This window comes from Asticcacaulis sp. (assembly GCA_024707255.1).
Classification (GTDB): Bacteria; Pseudomonadota; Alphaproteobacteria; order Caulobacterales; family Caulobacteraceae; genus Asticcacaulis.
Genome location: JANQAC010000001.1, coordinates 1,495,453 through 1,511,768, shown reverse-complemented (window position 1 = coordinate 1,511,768; position 16,316 = coordinate 1,495,453). Strand labels below are relative to the sequence as shown.

The 16,316-nt window shown below is 62.0% G+C and carries 19 protein-coding genes and 1 pseudogene; 8 read left to right on the top strand and 12 right to left on the bottom strand.

Going from position 1 to position 16,316, the window contains the following annotated elements; genetic code table 11:
* Nucleotides 1–79: 79 nt before the first annotated feature.
* Both mdh and NVV72_07315 read right to left on the bottom strand, forming a co-directional pair.
* Nucleotides 80–1,042, bottom strand: a complete 963-nt coding sequence (gene mdh, locus NVV72_07320; protein MCR6659148.1) for a malate dehydrogenase — start codon at nucleotides 1,040–1,042, stop codon at nucleotides 80–82.
* 133 nt (nucleotides 1,043–1,175) lie between these two features.
* Nucleotides 1,176–1,796, bottom strand: coding sequence for a hypothetical protein (locus NVV72_07315; GenBank protein MCR6659147.1), 621 nt, complete (start codon nucleotides 1,794–1,796; stop codon nucleotides 1,176–1,178).
* A gap of 330 nt (nucleotides 1,797–2,126) precedes the next feature.
* On the opposite strand from NVV72_07315, the gene sdhC reads away from it, so the two are divergent.
* The 5 genes from sdhC to NVV72_07290 all read left to right on the top strand — a co-directional run bounded on the left by sdhC (nucleotide 2,127) and on the right by NVV72_07290 (nucleotide 5,963).
* Entirely contained in the window at nucleotides 2,127–2,540 is a 414-nt protein-coding gene (gene sdhC, locus NVV72_07310; protein ID MCR6659146.1) for a succinate dehydrogenase, cytochrome b556 subunit, read from the top strand.
* Nucleotides 2,540–2,926: a succinate dehydrogenase, hydrophobic membrane anchor protein gene (gene sdhD, locus NVV72_07305; GenBank protein MCR6659145.1), complete on the top strand. Its 387-nt coding sequence runs from the start codon at nucleotides 2,540–2,542 to the stop codon at nucleotides 2,924–2,926. The genes sdhC and sdhD overlap by 1 nt, the downstream gene beginning before the upstream one ends.
* A gap of 3 nt (nucleotides 2,927–2,929) precedes the next feature.
* Entirely contained in the window at nucleotides 2,930–4,720 is a 1,791-nt protein-coding gene (sdhA, locus tag NVV72_07300) for a succinate dehydrogenase flavoprotein subunit (protein ID MCR6659144.1), read from the top strand.
* Nucleotide 4,721: 1 nt separating this feature from the next.
* Nucleotides 4,722–5,498, top strand: coding sequence for a succinate dehydrogenase iron-sulfur subunit (locus NVV72_07295; protein MCR6659143.1), 777 nt, complete (start codon nucleotides 4,722–4,724; stop codon nucleotides 5,496–5,498).
* 144 nt (nucleotides 5,499–5,642) lie between these two features.
* Nucleotides 5,643–5,963 carry a 2Fe-2S iron-sulfur cluster-binding protein gene (locus NVV72_07290; protein ID MCR6659142.1) on the top strand — a complete coding sequence of 107 codons (321 nt, stop codon included), beginning with the start codon at nucleotides 5,643–5,645 and terminating at the stop codon, nucleotides 5,961–5,963.
* Between the two features lie 189 nt (nucleotides 5,964–6,152).
* Here the strand turns inward: NVV72_07290 and NVV72_07285 are convergent, their stop codons facing one another.
* The 7 genes and pseudogenes from NVV72_07285 to NVV72_07255 all read right to left on the bottom strand — a co-directional run bounded on the left by NVV72_07285 (nucleotide 6,153) and on the right by NVV72_07255 (nucleotide 12,370).
* Complete coding sequence (locus NVV72_07285; protein MCR6659141.1) at nucleotides 6,153–6,491, bottom strand: chromate transporter; 339 nt, start codon at nucleotides 6,489–6,491, stop codon at nucleotides 6,153–6,155.
* Entirely contained in the window at nucleotides 6,464–6,958 is a 495-nt protein-coding gene (locus NVV72_07280; GenBank protein ID MCR6659140.1) for a chromate transporter, read from the bottom strand. Before NVV72_07280 ends, NVV72_07285 begins: the two co-directional genes overlap by 28 nt.
* 157 nt (nucleotides 6,959–7,115) lie before the next feature.
* A pseudogene (locus NVV72_07275) lies at nucleotides 7,116–7,373 on the bottom strand (chromate transporter).
* A gap of 35 nt (nucleotides 7,374–7,408) precedes the next feature.
* A complete protein-coding gene (locus NVV72_07270) occupies nucleotides 7,409–7,726 on the bottom strand; it encodes a metalloregulator ArsR/SmtB family transcription factor (GenBank protein MCR6659139.1) in 318 nt (105 codons plus the stop codon).
* A gap of 3 nt (nucleotides 7,727–7,729) precedes the next feature.
* Entirely contained in the window at nucleotides 7,730–10,969 is a 3,240-nt protein-coding gene (locus tag NVV72_07265) for an efflux RND transporter permease subunit (GenBank protein ID MCR6659138.1), read from the bottom strand.
* Nucleotides 10,966–12,021 carry an efflux RND transporter periplasmic adaptor subunit gene (locus NVV72_07260; protein ID MCR6659137.1) on the bottom strand — a complete coding sequence of 352 codons (1,056 nt, stop codon included), beginning with the start codon at nucleotides 12,019–12,021 and terminating at the stop codon, nucleotides 10,966–10,968. The genes NVV72_07265 and NVV72_07260 overlap by 4 nt, the downstream gene beginning before the upstream one ends.
* Before the next feature lie 22 nt (nucleotides 12,022–12,043).
* Nucleotides 12,044–12,370 (bottom strand): rhodanese-like domain-containing protein, encoded by a 327-nt coding sequence (locus NVV72_07255; protein ID MCR6659136.1) that lies wholly within the window; start codon nucleotides 12,368–12,370, stop codon nucleotides 12,044–12,046.
* 220 nt (nucleotides 12,371–12,590) lie between these two features.
* Between NVV72_07255 and NVV72_07250 the strand changes: the two genes are divergently transcribed.
* The 3 genes from NVV72_07250 to NVV72_07240 are packed head-to-tail and all read left to right on the top strand — an operon-like array spanning nucleotide 12,591 to nucleotide 14,445.
* Nucleotides 12,591–13,883 carry an FAD-dependent oxidoreductase gene (locus NVV72_07250; GenBank protein MCR6659135.1) on the top strand — a complete coding sequence of 431 codons (1,293 nt, stop codon included), beginning with the start codon at nucleotides 12,591–12,593 and terminating at the stop codon, nucleotides 13,881–13,883.
* 2 nt (nucleotides 13,884–13,885) lie between these two features.
* A complete protein-coding gene (locus NVV72_07245) occupies nucleotides 13,886–14,089 on the top strand; it encodes a DUF2892 domain-containing protein (GenBank protein MCR6659134.1) in 204 nt (67 codons plus the stop codon).
* Nucleotides 14,090–14,100: 11 nt separating this feature from the next.
* Complete coding sequence (locus NVV72_07240; protein MCR6659133.1) at nucleotides 14,101–14,445, top strand: carboxymuconolactone decarboxylase family protein; 345 nt, start codon at nucleotides 14,101–14,103, stop codon at nucleotides 14,443–14,445.
* Here NVV72_07240 and NVV72_07235 read toward each other — a convergent pair.
* The 3 genes from NVV72_07235 to NVV72_07225 form a co-directional block, all read right to left on the bottom strand.
* A complete protein-coding gene (locus NVV72_07235; protein MCR6659132.1) occupies nucleotides 14,442–14,909 on the bottom strand; it encodes an NUDIX domain-containing protein in 468 nt (155 codons plus the stop codon). The two genes, NVV72_07240 and NVV72_07235, sit on opposite strands and share 4 nt — an antisense overlap.
* A gap of 96 nt (nucleotides 14,910–15,005) precedes the next feature.
* Nucleotides 15,006–15,521: an Hsp20/alpha crystallin family protein gene (locus NVV72_07230; protein MCR6659131.1), complete on the bottom strand. Its 516-nt coding sequence runs from the start codon at nucleotides 15,519–15,521 to the stop codon at nucleotides 15,006–15,008.
* Between the two features lie 27 nt (nucleotides 15,522–15,548).
* Entirely contained in the window at nucleotides 15,549–16,196 is a 648-nt protein-coding gene (locus tag NVV72_07225; GenBank protein ID MCR6659130.1) for a BON domain-containing protein, read from the bottom strand.
* Nucleotides 16,197–16,316 lie beyond the last annotated feature (120 nt).

Below are 16,316 nucleotides of genomic sequence, written 5' to 3'. Positions count from 1 at the left end.
AGATATCGGAGCCTAGCATATCCGCAAATAAAAAAGCCGCCCGTTTTCACGAGCGGCTTTTAATCAGTATTCGTAAGCCTTAAGCCAGCGACGGATCGATCGTCTTACAAGCGGCGATGAGCCCCTGGACGCTTTCGACTGACTTGGCGAACATCGCTTTTTCTTCGTCATCGGTCGAGAACTCGATGATGCGTTCGGCGCCGTCCTTGCCGATCACGGCCGGAACCCCAACGTACAGGCCGCGCAGGCCGTATTCACCGTTCAGATACACGGCGCACGGCAGGACGCGCTTCTTGTCGAGCAGGTAGGACTTAGCCATGGCGATGGCCGATTCCGCCGGGGCGTAGAAGGCCGAGCCGGTCTTCAGCAGGGCAACGATTTCGCCGCCACCGCCACGGGTGCGCTTCACGATGGCGTCCAGTTCTTCCTGGGTGAAGAAGCCTTGCGCGACGCATTCCGGCAGGGGCAGGCCACCGATCGTGGAGTGGCGCACCATCGGCACCATGTCGTCGCCGTGACCGCCGAGGGTCCAGGCGTGGATGTCTTCGACCGACACGCCGGTCTTTTCCGCCAGGAAGTAGGCGAAACGGCCCGAGTCGAGCACGCCGGCCATGCCGATGACCTTCTTGTGCGGCAGGCCCGAAAATTCGCGCAGCGCCCAGACCATGGCGTCCAGCGGGTTGGTGATGCAGATCACGAAGGCGTTCGGCGCATATTGCTTGATGCCTTCGCCAACGGCCTTCATGACCTTCAGATTGATGCCCAGCAGGTCATCGCGGCTCATGCCCGGCTTGCGCGGTACACCGGCGGTGACGATGCAGACATCGGCATCGGCGATGGCCGAATAGTCATTGGCGCCCTTCAGGGCCACGTCCTTGCCGAAAACGGCGGTGGCTTCGGCGATATCAAGCGCCTTGCCTTGCGGCGTGCCTTCCATGATGTCGAACAGGACGACATCGCCCAGTTCTTCACGGGCGGCGATGTGGGCCAGCGTGCCCCCGATCATACCCGAACCAATCAGAGCAATCTTTGCGCGTGCCATGGGAACTCCCTTTGAAAATGCCGCAGGTCAAAATCTGCTGGCGTCCTAATCCTTAACGACGCGGTGCGCAAGGGTTTGCTGCACAGCACCTAAAAAAGTGAGGTGTGTGTAGCCTAAGGGCATTTAGATGAGATTAATTCCCCATCCGGACCTGAGACATGGTGACCGGCGTCTTTATGCCCTTGGGATCGAGCATATAGCCGCGCCACAGGGCGTCGCCGCCTTGGGTCAGGTGCAGGAGCGTGGGTGAGCGCGCGCCGCCGGCATAGTAGGTGACTTCCATGTCGCGGCCAGTCATGTTGATATCCGACACAAAGCCTGAGCTATTCATGCCGAAACCCGCCAGCATGGAACGCCACGCGCCTTCGATCCGGCCGCTGACGGCGTTTTCGCTGCGCAGTTCCAGGCCTAGCAGTTTCTGGCCATCGGCGCCGGCCACCACCCACGAGCCTTCCATATTGCCGATCTGGCTTTCCTTTGACCGCAGGGCCGACAGCAGGCCGGAATCATAGCTCAGTTCGCGCGAATCTTTCGGGCCTTCGTAGTTGCGGCGATAGGCATCGACACTGACAGCCGCGCTTGACATCGAGGTCTGCGGCGTTGGGGCCGGGGGTGTTGCGTTCGCTACGGCCGGCGCCTGTGGGGTCAGGGCCTGCTCCACCGTGGCCGCGGCGGGCTGTGTATCCGGCAGGAGATCGTCCTGGGCGGCGCTCGGCGTCATCAGGGCGGCGGAAAGGATCAGGGCAGAAATCACTAGGCTGTACTCTCTTACTGCGGCAATGTCGGAAGGGGGAAGCTGTGCGCGGCCCAGGACGAGCTAATCAGGCGCAACTTAAGAAGTTATTCATCTCATAAGCAAACCATAAAAATTTGTCGAAGCTGGGGCGAAAAGGGAATCACATCGTCGTGAAGCCTGTTCATGCGGATGCGAAGCGTTCGCGTAAGTGATCTGCAAAAAACGGCTTTTCGTATTCAAAGCTTGATTGACACAGCGCTTTCAGGGTCTAAAAGACCGGCAAGTGTAACGTTTCCGGCTACGGCTATTCTGCCGTCCCGTACAAGACATTGGTTAAGGCCACATCATATGTCTCAGACTCCTCCCAATACGCCACATAGGCCCCTCTCCCCCCATTTGCAGGTCTGGCGCTGGCATATCACCATGTTCAGCTCGATCATGCACCGCGTTACCGGCTCGGCTTCGGTGGCCGGCGCGGTCCTGGTCGCCGCCTGGCTGGTCGCCCTCGCCATGGGGCGCGAACACTATACTTGCTTCCTGACGCTGGCCTCGTCGCCGCTCGGCCTTCTGGTCTGGTTCGGCCTGTCGCTGGCCGGCTTCGTCCACCTGACCGGCGGCCTGCGCCACCTGATCTGGGATACCGGCGCCGGCTTCGAGCCGAAGACAGCCGACCAGATCGCCCTGTGGACCATGATCCTCGGCGTCGTTCTCACCCTCGTCTTCTGGGCGGTCCTGTTCTCCACCGGCAAGGTGACCCTGTAATGACCACCGATCGTAATGTCGGCGCCAAGAGCGTCAAGTCCTGGAAACAATCGGCCCATCACGGCGCCGGCGAATGGCTGGCCGAACGCGGCACCTCGCTGGTCCTGATCCCGCTGACCCTGTGGGCGGCCTATGCGGCCTTCACGGTTGCCGGCGGCGGCTTCGATGCGGCCGCGGCCTTTGCCCGCGTGCCCCTCAATGCCGGTCTGATCGGCCTGACCATGCTGATCTCGGTGTGGCACATGTATATGGGCATCAAAGTCATCATCGATGACTACCTGCAAGGCGGCCTGCGCGGCTTCACAATGTTCCTCAATATTCTCCTGAGTGCGGCTCTCCTGATTGCCACCGGCTACGCGCTCTTCGTTCTGCACCAGGGGGCTTAACTCATGGCCAAACCGTATAACATCATCAATCACGACTATGACGTGGTCGTGGTCGGCGCCGGTGGGTCGGGGCTTCGTGCCGCGCTTGGCGCCGGTCAGGCCGGTCTGAAAACCGCCTGTATCACCAAGGTCTTCCCGACCCGCTCCCATACCGTGGCCGCCCAGGGTGGCGTCGCCGCGAGCTTAGGCAATATGGGCGAGGACAAGTGGGAATGGCACATGTACGACACCGTCAAGGGGTCGGACTGGCTGGGTGACCAGGATGCCATCGAATATCTCGTGCGCAACGCGCCCAAGGCCGTCTACGAACTCGAACATTGGGGCGTGCCCTTCTCGCGCACCGAAGAAGGCAAGATCTATCAGCGTCCATTCGGCGGCATGACCCGCAATTATGGCGAAGGCCCGGTGCAGCGCACCTGCGCCGCCGCCGACCGCACCGGTCACGCCATGCTGCATACGCTTTACGGCCAGTCGGTGCGCAACAATGTCGAATTCTTCATCGAGCATTTCGCCCTCGACCTGATCATGGATGACGGTGTGTGCCGTGGTGTGACCACCTGGCAGCTCGACAATGGCGACATCCACGTCTTCCGCGCCCACCTCGTCATCCTGGCGACCGGTGGCTATGGCCGCGCCTACTTCTCGGCCACCTCCGCCCACACCTGCACCGGTGACGGCAACGCTATGGTGCTGCGCGCCGGCCTGCCGCTCCAAGACATGGAATTCGTGCAGTTCCACCCGACCGGCATCTACGGTTCGGGCTGCCTCATCACCGAAGGCGCGCGCGGCGAAGGCGGCTACCTGACCAACTCGGCCGGCGAGCGCTTCATGGAACGCTATGCGCCTTCAGCGAAAGATCTGGCCTCGCGTGACGTCGTGTCGCGCTCGATGACCATGGAAATCCGCGAAGGTCGCGGCGTCGGTCCGAAGAAGGACCACATCTTCCTTCACCTCGATCACCTGCCGCCGGAAATCCTGCACAAGCGCCTGCCGGGCATCTCGGAATCGGCCAAGATTTTCGCCGGCGTCGATGTGACCAAGGAACCGATCCCGGTCATCCCGACCGTCCACTACAATATGGGCGGCATCCCGACCAATTATCACGGCGAAGTCCTGACCCTGAAGGACGGCAATCCCGATACGGTTGTTCCGGGCCTGATGGCTGTAGGCGAAGCGGCCTGCGTGTCGGTGCATGGCGCCAACCGCCTCGGTTCCAACTCGCTGATCGACCTCGTGGTCTTCGGCCGCGCCGCCGGCCTGCGCGCCAAGGAACTGGTGCAGCCGGGCGTCGCGCACAAGGATATCGGCAAGACCCAGGTCGACAAGCACCTGGCTCGCCTGGACACCTTCCGCAACGCGTCCGGTGCCACACCGACCGCGAAACTGCGCCTCTCCATGCAGGAAGCCATGCAGAAGGACGCCGCCGTCTTCCGCACTGGCGACACCCTCAAGGAAGGCGTTGCCCGCCTGGCCGAAATCCACGCCGCCTCGAAGGATATCGGCATCAAGGATCGCGGCCTGATCTGGAATACCGACCTGGTCGAGGCGCTGGAATATGACAACCTGATCAATCAGGCGGTCGTGACGGTCAATTCGGCCGTCAACCGTGAGGAAAGCCGCGGCGCTCACGCCCGCGAGGACTTCCCGAACCGCGACGACGAAAAGTGGATGAAGCACACCCTGATGTGGATCGACACCGATACCGGCCAGGTCAAGACCGACTATCGTCCGGTCCATACCTACACCATGACCAACGACATCGCCTACATTCAGCCGAAAGCACGGGTTTACTGATATGGTTGAGCTTACCCTCCCCCGCGACTCGAAAATCAAGCCGGGCAAGCGTTACAAGGCCGCGAAGAAGACCAAAACGACGCGCACCTACAAGATCTACCGCTTCGATCCGGATGCCGGCGAGAACCCGCGTTGGGACACCTATGAGGTGGATTCGGCCGATCACGGCCCGATGCTGCTCGACTCGCTGATCTACATCAAGAACAACATCGACTCGACCCCGGCTTTCCGCCGCTCATGCCGCGAAGGCATCTGCGGCTCCTGCGCCATGAATATCGGCGGCCGCAACACCCTGGCCTGCACCAAGGGCCATGATGAGTTCTCCGGCGATATCACCATCGCCCCGCTGCCGCATATGCCGGTCGTGAAAGACCTGATTCCCGACCTGTCGGGCTTCTACAACCAGTACGCCTCGATCGAGCCGTGGCTGGAATCGAAGACCCCGGACCCGGAAAAGGAACGTCTGCAAACCCCGGCCAACCGCGACAAGCTCGACGGCCTCTATGAGTGCATTCTCTGCGCCTGTTGCTCGACCTCGTGCCCCAGCTACTGGTGGAACCAGGACAAGTACTTAGGGCCGGCGGCCCTGCTGCAGGCCTATCGCTGGATCGCTGACTCGCGCGACGAAAACACCAAGGCCCGCCTGGAGTCGCTCGAAGATCCGTTCAAGCTCTATCGCTGCCACACCATCATGAACTGCGCGCAGGTCTGTCCGAAGGGGCTCAACCCGGCCAAGGCGATCGCCGAAATCAAGAAGATGATGCCCGCGAAGGGATAAAACTCATGGGGGAAACGATCTTTCCCCCATGTACCCCTTTGCGATGTGGAAAAAATTTTCTCGGGGCGGCCCGTCGAAAATTTTTGCATTTTGCTTTTAAGAGCCGAAGCCTGGCTTCGGCTCTATTTATTTGAAGTGACTATCATGGCCAAGATCACCTATATCGAACACGACGGCAAAGAACACATCATCGAGGTCAAGCCGGGCCAGAGCGTCATGGAAGGCGCGGTCAAGAACAACATCCCCGGCATCGATGCCGATTGCGGCGGCGCCTGCGCCTGCGCCACCTGCCACGTCTATGTCGATCCGGAATGGGCCGACAAGACCGGCACTGCCTCGGTGATGGAAGAATCGATGCTCGATTTCGCCAATGACCTGCAGCCGACCTCGCGCCTGTCGTGCCAGATCATCGTATCAGATGCGCTTGATGGTCTGGTCGTGCGGATGCCAGAAAACCAACACTAGATTGAATAAAAGTCCAATTATTTGAACCGAAGTCCAGCCTTATGCGGCGGCCGACAAAATCTTAGAGCGAGTAAAATAATCGAACCCTCATATTCGACGTGAGCGGCTGTCTTGCTCGCAGAGCCATTTTCACTCAGCAAAACGCCGATTTCAGTGCGAACCGACATCACTACATTTAAGGCCTGAGCCTCAGAACCCCAGGCAAAGCCGGAGCATCGAGGCGCCGACGCACAACCCGACGACCAGCAGCGGCGGGGTGTGCCATTTTTCGAGAAGCAGAAAGCCCGCAACCGCGATGGCGACATCGCCCGGTCCGAAGACCGCGGATGTCCAGACCGGATTGTAAAGCGCCGCGCCGAGGATGCCGACCACTGCGGCATTGACCCCCGCCAAGGCCGCGCGCGCCGGGAGATTATGCCCCAGCCGGGACCAGAACGGATAGACGGCCACCACCAGCAAGACACCTGGCAGGAACAGCATGACCAGCGCGAGCGCCGCTATCAGCGCGGGGTTCCAGGGTGTGGCCACCGTCCCCCCAGATAGGCAGCGAAAGTAAAGAGCGGCCCCGGCATGGCCTGCGCTGCGCCATAACCGGCCAGGAAGGCGTCATCACCGATCCACCCCGCCGGCACCAGCGCATCCCGCAGCAGGGGCAGCACCACATGCCCGCCGCCGAAAACAAGTGTGCCGCTTTTGAAGAAGATATTGGCCAGCGCCCACAGCGTATGTCCCGGATAGAGAGCGGCCGCCAGAGACAGTCCGGCCAGAATGCCAATGAAAACCGCACCGGCGGCGATACCGATGCGCCGGCGCATGGGCGGATGCGCCACACCGGCAGACATGTCAGGAATGTTACGGCACAGCCGCAGTCCCAGGAGACCACCGCCGGCAATGGCCAGAAGCTGCGTTGCCGGTGATACCACCAGCAGGATAGCCAGAAAGGCGGCCAGGGCGATGGCCGCGCGCCGCCGATCCGGGCAGAGCCTGCCGGCCATGCTCCAGACCGCCTGGGCAACGACGGCCACGGCGACCAGTTTCAGGCCATGGATCGCACTCAGGGCCACCGGACCTTTCAGGCCGGGGGCAAGACTCGCCGAGGATAAACATCAGAACGGCGGACGGCAGGGTGAAGCCCGTCCAGGCGGCCAGGGCGCCCCAGGCACCGGCGCGGCGCAGGCCGATCAGCAGGCCCGTCTGGCTGCTGGCGGGACCAGGCAGGAACTGGCAGAGGGCCACCAGGTCAGCATATTCGTCTTCGCTCAGCCATTTTCGCTTCTGCACGAAGGCGCGGCGAAAATAGCCGAGATGGGCGATCGGTCCGCCGAACGAGGTCACGCCCAGCCACAGAAAGGCCAGCAGGACTTCCAGCGCACGACCGGCTGTGGCTGATTTCGCCGGCGCTGATGTCATGCCCGCTTCCCCCTCTTCTTCTGTCATTCCGCCGCTTAAGACTTTTCGGCCTCGCCATAAATCCGGCACAGGAGATCGATCACCTGGCCGGCGCCTTCATCGGCCAGGTGATAATAGATGGTCTGGGCATCCCGGCGGGTGCCGACCAGTCCCTCGGCCCGCATCTTTTGCAGATGCTGCGAGGCCGCGCCCTGGCTTAAGCCCACCAGCTCGGTCAGTTCGCCAGCGCTTTGCTCGCCCTCGCTCAGCCTGCACAGGATCATCAGCCGTTGTTCGCTGGCCATGAGCTTGAGAAGGCGGCTGGCCTTCTGGGCGCTGGCCGCCAGGGTCATGGGAGAAACAGACTTGTTCATGGGTTACGCCTTACTGTTTTGGGAATCGCCACGCATAACGACATAGATGGCAGGAATTACCAGCACGGTCAAAAGCGTGGACGACAAAAGCCCGAACAGCAGGGAAATGGCCAGGCCCTGGAAGATCGGGTCGGTCAGGATCACCGCCGCACCGATCATGGCGGCCAGGGCCGTCAGCAGGATCGGTTTGAAGCGCGTGGCGCCGGCATCGAGCAGGATATCCTGCAGGCGGCGCGGCTGGCCGTTGGCATCCAGCTTGTCGGCATGACGGATGAAATCGACCAGCAGGATCGAATTGCGCACGATGATGCCGGCAAGTGCAATGAAACCGATCATCGAGGTGGCGGTAAAGGGCGCACGGAACAGGATGTGGCCGATGACGATGCCGATCAGGGTCAGGGGTACCGGCGTCAGGATGACCAGAGGCAGCTTGAAGCTCTTGAACTGGCCGACGACCAGCACATAGATGCCCAGCAGGGCCACGCCGAAGGCGGCGCCCATGTCACGGAAGGTGACCCAGGTGATTTCCCACTCACCGTCCCACAGAACCGTAGCGCGGCTTTCATCGGCGGGCTGGCCGTTGAGCCGTATGGCTGGCGCGGGCACATTACCCCAGTCGGCATTTTTAATGGCCTTGTCCACGGCCAGAATGCCGTAGATCGGCGCCTCGTACTGGCCGGCCATTTCGCCCAGGATCATGTCGGCGTCGCGGCCGTCACGGCGGAAGATATGGGGCGAGGTCAGGCCCGGCTTCGCGGTGGTGACTTCGCCGAGCGACACCAGGCGGGTACCGGCGGCCGAGACCGAGGTCGCCACGGGCATGGATTGCAGGGCCTGGTCATAGGTGCGCTGCGATTGCGGCAGACGCAGGGAGATTTCCAGCGGATCACGGCCATCGCCGCGGTTGGAATAGCCGAGCACCTGTCCGTTCATCAGGGCGCCCAAAGAGGCATAGACCTGGCCGTCGGAGACATTCAGCGCTTCCAGCCTCTGGCGGTTGGCGACGATATCCAGGCGCGGCGCGGCCACGCCGTAGCTGTCATCGACATCGACGATATAGGGAACGGACTTGTAGATCGCCTTGACCTTTTCGGCGACGGCGCGCCGCGTGGCGGCATCCGGACCGTAGACTTCGGCCAGCAGGGTCGCCATGACCGGCGGTCCCGGCGGAGCTTCGACAACCTTCAGCACACCATTGGGCGGCAGGGGTATGGCCTTCAGGCGCTGGCGCAGGTCGAGCGCGATGGCGTGGCTGGCACGCGAACGCTCACCCTTGGGCGCGAGCAGGACATTCAGATCGCCCTGCTCCGGATTGGTGCGGAAATAATAATGGCGCACCAGGCCGTTGAAATTGAAAGGCGTGGCCGTGCCGGCATAGGAATCGATGGCCTCAACCTCCTTCAGTTGCGTGGTGATCTGCGCCGCCTGATTGAGGATCCGCTGGGTGGTTTCAAGCGAGGTGCCGCGCGGCAGGTCGGCGATGACCTGAAGCTCGGACTTGTTGTCGAACGGCAGGAGCTTGACCGTCACGGCCTTGAAATAGAAGGTGGAACAGGCGATCAGCGTGGCAACACCCACCCAGGCGAGGAAACGGCCGGCGCTTTTTTTATCCCTGATGATGGCGGCAGCGATGCGGCGGTAAATGGCGCCGATAAAGCCTTCATGATCATGCGAATGGCCATGTTCGCCGGCTTTCAGGGCTTTGCGGGCAAAGCGGATCATCAGCCACGGCGCCAGGATGACGGCGACAAAGAAAGAGAAGATCATCGCTGCGGAAGCATTGACCGGAATCGGCGCCATGTAGGGGCCCATCAGGCCGGAGACGAACAACATGGGCAGCAGGGCAGCCACGACGGTCAGGGTGGCGATCACGGTCGGATTGCCGACCTCGGCCACGGCGTCGATGGTCGCCTGGGGCCGCGATCTGCCGTCATTCATGCCCCAGTGGCGCGAAATGTTCTCGATCATGACGATGGCGTCATCGACCAGGATGCCGATCGAGAAGATCAGGGCGAACAGGCTGACGCGGTTGATCGTATAGCCCATCAGGTTGGAGGCGAACATGGTGAGCAGGATGGTCGTCGGGATGACCACCGCGGTAACGGCCGCCTCGCGCCAGCCGATGGTGAAGCCGATCAGGATGACAATGGAGACGGTGGCTAACCCTAAGTGAAACAGCAGTTCATTGGCCTTTTCATTGGCGCTTTCGCCATAATCGCGCGTGATGGAAACCTGCACATTGGCGGGGATCAGCGTGCCCTGCAGGGCCTCGACACGGGCATGGACGGCATGGGACAGCACCACCGCATTGGCGCCCTTGCGCTTGGCGATGGCCGGGGAAACCGCCGGCGACTGGCCCCAGGTGCCGTCTTTCAGCCGGGCATAACGGAAGACATGCGACTGATCTTCGCGTGGCGCCTGGATGACGGTGGCCACGTCGCGGACAAGGACATTCTGGCCCGTCACCGAAGGCAGGGTGATCAGGCCGACATCGGTGGCGGTTTGCAGGGTCTGGCCGGCGCCCACCGTCACGGCCTGGCCAGCCTGGCGTATATTGCCCGCCGGGAAGCTGGTATTGGCGGCCTTGACGGCGGTCATCAGGGTTTCCAGCGAAACGCCGCGCGCGCTCATGGCGGCGGCATCGGGCTCTATGCGGATTTCTTCCGGCCGGCCGCCGACGATGAAGGTCAGGCCGACATTATCGACCTTGGCCAGTTCGACGCGCAGGCGCGCCGCCAGGTTATACAGGGCGGTGTCGCTCAAGGCGTCGCCGCTGCCGGGCTTGGGCGACAGGGTGATGATCATGGCCGGCACGTCATTGATGCCGCGCGTCTGCACCAGCGGCGCGGCGATGCCGACGGGCAGGCGGTCCATATTGGCGTCCAGCTTTTCGCGGATACGGATGGCGGCATTGTCCGGATCGGTGCCGACCTTGAAACGCGCCGTTACCAGTACGCGGTCGTCATCGATGAAACTGTAGACATGGTCGACATCATTGACGCTTTTGACGATGGCTTCCAGCGGCTTGGCCACCAGTTGTTCGGCGTCCACGGCCTTCAGGCCCGGCGAAGCGACGGAAATATCGATCATCGGCACGCTGATCTGCGGCTCTTCTTCACGCGGGATCGACATGACGGCGAGCAGGCCCACCAGAATGGCGACGATCAGGAACAGCGGTGTCAGCGGCGAGGTCAGGGTGGCCTTGGTCAGGCGGCCGGAAAGGCCCAGCTTTGCATCGCTCATTTTTCGGCTCCGAGAGAAGCGCCATAGGGGGCGACGGCATCGCCGGCAGTCAGGCCGCCCAGGATTTCGAGGCGCTGCGGATCACCAGTCGGGGCCGTCTGGACGGTGGTTTCCATGACCGCGCCGTTCTTTTGCACCAGGCGGACATAATCGAGGCCATAGCGCGTGGCGACATAGGCGCGCGGCAGGACGATCGCCGGGCGCTGCCCGACGCCGACATAAGCGGTGACCTTCTGGCCGATCACGGCGTCTTCAAGACCTTGCGGCGTGACATCGGCCACCACCTGGCCGGCGGTGACGGAAGGATAGATTTCACTGATCACGCCTGAGCTGCGCACGCCATTGGCATCTAGCATCACGTTCTGGCCGAGGCTGAGGGCGGCGGCCCGGGCCTCCGGCAGCTCGATGCGCACCACGCGGGCACCGGCGGTCACCGTGGCGACGGACTGACCAGCCATGACCACCGAGCCAACCGGCACGGTGGCGTGGATGATGCGGCCGCTGGCCGGAGCCAGGATGGCGCCCTGACGCGCCGCCTCGCCACTGGCGGAGGTCTGGGCGCGGGCGGCGCGGGCATTGGCTTCGGCGGCATCGGCGGCAGCCTTGTCCTGATCCAGTTTCGCCTGGGCATAGATGCCCTTATCAAAGAGGGTCTGGGTGCGCTTCAGCGCGGCGCGCGCCAGATTGGCCTGGGCCTCGGCGGCCACGGCGGCCTGGTCATAGGCGCCGGTTTGCAGATTCAGCCTCTGGTCCTGCACGAAGCCGATCACCTGGCCCTGTTTTACCATGTCGCCTTCGCGCACCTTCAGGCTGGTCAGTATGCCGGACACGCGCGCCGTCGCCTCACCAGTCTGGCGCGTGGTCAGGGTGGCGGCGAGCGGCTTGACATCATCGATGGTCTGGGCGGAGACCCGCAGAGTCTGGCCCCTATAGGCGGTCACCGCCGGGGCGGGCTCCTTGCGGCCACACGAGGCCAGGCCCATGCCTGAAACAGCAATGGATATGGCGATGATAGATAGTCCCGCTCGCAGCATTTGGTCTGGCCTCGGCATGTGATGCACCCCTTTACACTTGTTATCGGATAGTCGGCAGGCCGTGAGCCTTCCATGCGGCAATGCCGCCGGCCAGGTGATGATCGACCGTCAGGCCGCGCTTGCGGCACAATGTCACGGCCCTGGCCGAACGTACGCCGCCGGCGCAGTGCATGACGATCCGCTTGCCATCGGCATCCGGCAGCTTGGCGGTTTCGAGGCGTGACAGGGGAACACTGATCGCGCCCTTTATGCGCTCGGCATTATGCTCATTCAGTTCGCGGACATCGACAAGGACGATTTCGCCCTTTTCCATGCCGTCGCGGACTTCGGCGGGTGTGAGGTTTTTGACAGTGAACAGGCTGAACATGATCGGGTCTCCGGAAGGGCTGAAAAAAGGTATTGTATTTTCGATAATCCGAATATAAGATAATTCAAATATACAATCAAGACCCTTCACACCACATTTCGCGGTGTCCCGGTCTGGAGATGCCACCAATCGAAACGGTAAGGTTTGACGCCGATCAAACCTTACCGGCCTTTTTAAGCCTAAGGCTTGGAACCAGGCCAAATCAGGAGGACAGAGTACCATGACTACCGGTAAGACACCACGCATCGTCATTCTGGGCGCGGGGCTTGGCGGCTCCATCGCCGCCTTCGAGATCAGGGAAGCCGTCGGCGACAAGGCCGAGATCGTCGTGGTCAACAAGGGCTATACCTATCAGTTCGTACCGTCCAATCCGTGGGTGGCGGTGGGCTGGCGCAAACGCGAGGCAATCGAGGTCGATCTGCGTCCCGTCTTCCAGAAGAAGGGGGTCATTTTCCACCCGGAAGGCGCCGCGCGCATTGATCCGGCGAATAATGCCCTGCAACTGACGACCGGCGAAACCCTGACCTACGACTATCTGGTCATCGCTACCGGTCCGGAGCTGGCCTTCGACGAGATCGAAGGACTGGGGCCGCATACCGGCTTTACGCAATCGGTCTGCCGGGTCGATCACGCCGTGGCCGCAGGCACCGTCTTCGATCAACTGGCCGCCAATCCGCAGCCGGTTGTGATCGGCGCGGTGCAGGGCGCGTCCTGCTTCGGCCCGGCCTATGAATTCGCCATGATCGTCGATACCGAATTGCGCAAACGCAAGGTGCGCGACCGCGTGCCGATGACCTTCGTCACCTCCGAGCCCTATATCGGCCACCTCGGCCTCGATGGCGTCGGTGACACCAAGGGCCTGCTTGAAAGCGAGATGCGCAACCGCCATATCAAGTGGATCACCAACGCCAAGGTCAGCCGCGTGGAAGCGGGCAGGATGTTCGTCGAGGAACTGACCGAGGACGGCGCGCATAAGGCCGATCACGAACTGCCCTTCGGCTTTTCCATGATGCTGCCGGCCTTCCGCGGGGTCGAGGCGGTGCGCGGCATCGAGGGCCTGACCAATCCGCGCGGCTTCATCCTGATCGACAAGCACCAGCGCAATCCGACCTTCCCCAATATCTACAGCCTCGGCGTCTGCGTCGCCATTCCGCCGATGGGCAAAACCGCCGTGCCGGTGGGCGTGCCCAAGACCGGCTTCATGATCGAATCCATGGTCACGGCCGTGGCGCACAACCTGAAGCAGGAACTCTCCGGGCAGGCGCCAACGCACGAAGCGACCTGGAACGCCATCTGCCTGGCCGATTTCGGCGATGGCGGCGTGGCCTTCTTCGCCCAGCCGCAGATCCCGCCGCGCAATATCAACTGGGCGGCTTCCGGCAAGTGGGTCCACCTGGCGAAGGAAGCCTTCGAGGGCTACTTCATCGGCAAGGTCAAGGCCGGAAAAAGCGAAATGTTCTTTGAAAAAATGGCGCTCAATATGATGGGCGCCCACAAGCTGAAAGGTGAATAATCATGACTCTCGATAAAGCCGTTATGGCCTTTGCCGGCTTCGTTGTCCTGACGAGCCTGGCGCTCGGCCACTTCGTTAACCCGCTGTGGTATTGGCTGACCGCCTTTGCCGGCGCCAACATGTTCCAGGCGGCCTTCACCGGCTTCTGCCCGGCCGCCATGATCTTCAAGAAGCTGGGCGTCAAGCCGGGCGTCAGCTTCAAGTAAACGAGCATTCCATGACCAAGTCCTATCCTGACATCACCAAACGCATTTCCGCCAATATCAAGACCTTGCGCAAGGATATCCCGGAGACCATGAGCGGGTTTTCCGCCATGGCCCAGGCCGCCAGCAAGGACGGCGCGCTCGACAAGAAGACCAAGGAACTGATCGCGCTGGCCATCGGCATCGCCACCCGCTGCGACGGCTGCATCGGCTTTCACATGGAGGCGCTGGTGCGCCTGGGGGCGACCAGGGCCGAGATCGAGGAATGCCTGGGCATGGCCATCTATATGGGCGGCGGGCCTTCGCTGATGTACGCGGCGGATGCGATCGCCGCCTATGAGCAGTATCTGGCAGCCTAAGCGGGCTTGCTGAGCGCCGCCAGCAGCCGGTCAATAAAGACAGCCTGGCCGGGCAGGATGCGCCGGCGCGCTTCGGCCGCGTCAAACCATTCGGCGCGGTCGATTTCAGGGAAGCGGCGCATCTGCCCGGAGTGCCTTGGCCATTCCAGCTCGAACAGGTTGCTGCGGAGCGCGGCGGGATCGAAATCCGACGGCGTGGCAAAGGCGGTAACGACCTTGCCGGACGGCTGTCGCGCCTCACCCAGCGGGATCAGGTCAGCAGTCAGGTTGAGTCCGGTCTCCTCCGCCAGTTCACGCCGTGCCGCCTGTTCGGGAATTTCGCCCGGCGCATATTCCCCTTTCGGAATTGACCACGCGCCCAGATCATGCCGCGCCCAGAACGGGCCGCCGGGATGCACCAACAGCATATGCAGGCCATCGGCGCGCTCATTAAACAACAGGATGCCCGCGCTGAGTTTCATCATGGCCTGACGGAACCCTGTCACCGCCTTTAGCTCAATATCCGGCCGGCACATAATAAATGCGCCGGCAGGATATCTTCGCGCGTTCTCAGGGCAGTCTCATGCCAGTTCGCGGATATCGATCTTGCGTGTTTTCGCGCTGTCTTCGGCCTTTCGGGCGATGGTCAGGGTGAGCAGGCCGTTTTTCATCTCCGCCTTGACATTATCAATGTCGGCGTCCGCCGGCATGGGGACGACGCGCCGGAAGCTGCCATAGCTGCGTTCCTGACGGATATAGTCCTTGTCATGCGTTTCGTGCGCCTCGGTCTTTTCGCCGGTCAGGATAATGCAGCCATCGGCGGTCGAGACCTGTATGTCCTTGGCCTGCATACCCGGCACCTCGGCGACCAGTGTGTAGGCTTTGTCGCCTTCGCGCAGGTCGAGCGCCGGCGTTTTCATAGACAGCCCGCTTGAGAAGCGGTCTCCCAGAAAACGGTCCCATGAGGGAAATGACAGGTCGCCGAAGAAATCATTGAACAGGCGGTTGACGTCGTTTTGCAGGCCACGGACGGGGTTGTCGCCCCGGACGACGGAAACCGCTTCCTTGCGGGCGGGAGTCAGGGAGTGAGTTGACATGATAAGCTCCTTTCAAAGTTTCAAAAATCAGGCAATCCGCAGGTGGTCATCGACCATGGTGACGCCGGGCACAGCCCAGGCGGCGTTTTCCGCCATCAGGCGTTCGTGCCAGGTGTGGACAATGCCGTTCAGTGTCACCTTGGTGCCGGCGACCCCGACCATGATGCCCTTGGCCTCAACCTCGGCATTGCGCTTTAGGGCGTCCTCGATGCGCGACTTGACATTGCTGCCAACGACCTGGGGCGGCAGCTTGATCAGATTGCTGATACCCTTGATGCCGTTCAGCCGGCGGACGGCCGCTTCGGCGGCTTCCTTCTGAAACTGCCAGTCCAGTTCACCATTCAGGGCGACCCAGCCGTTTTCGACCTTCACGGTGATCCGGTCGGATGGCACGACGGCGCTCCATTTCAGGCTGGCCAGAACCCGTTCGGCCAGTTCGGCGTCACCGGTGACCTTGTCGCCAGGGAAGACCACCTTAATGTGTTCGACAATGCCGCGAACCCCCTTGACGCGCTGAACGGTGCGTTCGGCGTGGTATTTTTCGGCATAGCTGCCGACCTCGCCGGTCAGTGTGACGATGCCCTGTTCGACGGCGACCCCAATATGGGCGGCGTTGACGCTGGGTTCGAAATCCAGCTCGTCCAGAACATCCTGATGCAATTGATCGTCTTTCATGCTTAGCTCCTTTGGGGGTATGGAGGCGCGCTCGAAATGCCGCGTCAGGGCGCAGTCTAGGCAGGGCGAAGCAGCGGGCATTTGATCGCCGTCAAACAAATGGAATTGTGAAGCGGGCGG

What these genes read in the sequence shown, in the direction of transcription:
- mdh (MCR6659148.1), bottom strand. Translation starts at nt 1,042, where the DNA reads ATGGCACGCGCAAAGATTGCTCTGATTGGTTCGGGTATGATCGGGGGC.
- sdhC (MCR6659146.1), top strand. Translation starts at nt 2,127, where the DNA reads ATGTCTCAGACTCCTCCCAATACGCCACATAGGCCCCTCTCCCCCCAT.
- sdhD (MCR6659145.1), top strand. Translation starts at nt 2,540, where the DNA reads ATGACCACCGATCGTAATGTCGGCGCCAAGAGCGTCAAGTCCTGGAAA.
- sdhA (MCR6659144.1), top strand. Translation starts at nt 2,930, where the DNA reads ATGGCCAAACCGTATAACATCATCAATCACGACTATGACGTGGTCGTG.
- NVV72_07295 (MCR6659143.1), top strand. Translation starts at nt 4,722, where the DNA reads ATGGTTGAGCTTACCCTCCCCCGCGACTCGAAAATCAAGCCGGGCAAG.
- NVV72_07290 (MCR6659142.1), top strand. Translation starts at nt 5,643, where the DNA reads ATGGCCAAGATCACCTATATCGAACACGACGGCAAAGAACACATCATC.
- NVV72_07280 (MCR6659140.1), bottom strand. Translation starts at nt 6,958, where the DNA reads ATGGCCGGCAGGCTCTGCCCGGATCGGCGGCGCGCGGCCATCGCCCTG.
- NVV72_07270 (MCR6659139.1), bottom strand. Translation starts at nt 7,726, where the DNA reads ATGAACAAGTCTGTTTCTCCCATGACCCTGGCGGCCAGCGCCCAGAAG.
- NVV72_07265 (MCR6659138.1), bottom strand. Translation starts at nt 10,969, where the DNA reads ATGAGCGATGCAAAGCTGGGCCTTTCCGGCCGCCTGACCAAGGCCACC.
- NVV72_07260 (MCR6659137.1), bottom strand. Translation starts at nt 12,021, where the DNA reads ATGCCGAGGCCAGACCAAATGCTGCGAGCGGGACTATCTATCATCGCC.
- NVV72_07255 (MCR6659136.1), bottom strand. Translation starts at nt 12,370, where the DNA reads ATGTTCAGCCTGTTCACTGTCAAAAACCTCACACCCGCCGAAGTCCGC.
- NVV72_07250 (MCR6659135.1), top strand. Translation starts at nt 12,591, where the DNA reads ATGACTACCGGTAAGACACCACGCATCGTCATTCTGGGCGCGGGGCTT.
- NVV72_07245 (MCR6659134.1), top strand. Translation starts at nt 13,886, where the DNA reads ATGACTCTCGATAAAGCCGTTATGGCCTTTGCCGGCTTCGTTGTCCTG.
- NVV72_07240 (MCR6659133.1), top strand. Translation starts at nt 14,101, where the DNA reads ATGACCAAGTCCTATCCTGACATCACCAAACGCATTTCCGCCAATATC.
- NVV72_07235 (MCR6659132.1), bottom strand. Translation starts at nt 14,909, where the DNA reads ATGATGAAACTCAGCGCGGGCATCCTGTTGTTTAATGAGCGCGCCGAT.
- NVV72_07230 (MCR6659131.1), bottom strand. Translation starts at nt 15,521, where the DNA reads ATGTCAACTCACTCCCTGACTCCCGCCCGCAAGGAAGCGGTTTCCGTC.
- NVV72_07225 (MCR6659130.1), bottom strand. Translation starts at nt 16,196, where the DNA reads ATGAAAGACGATCAATTGCATCAGGATGTTCTGGACGAGCTGGATTTC.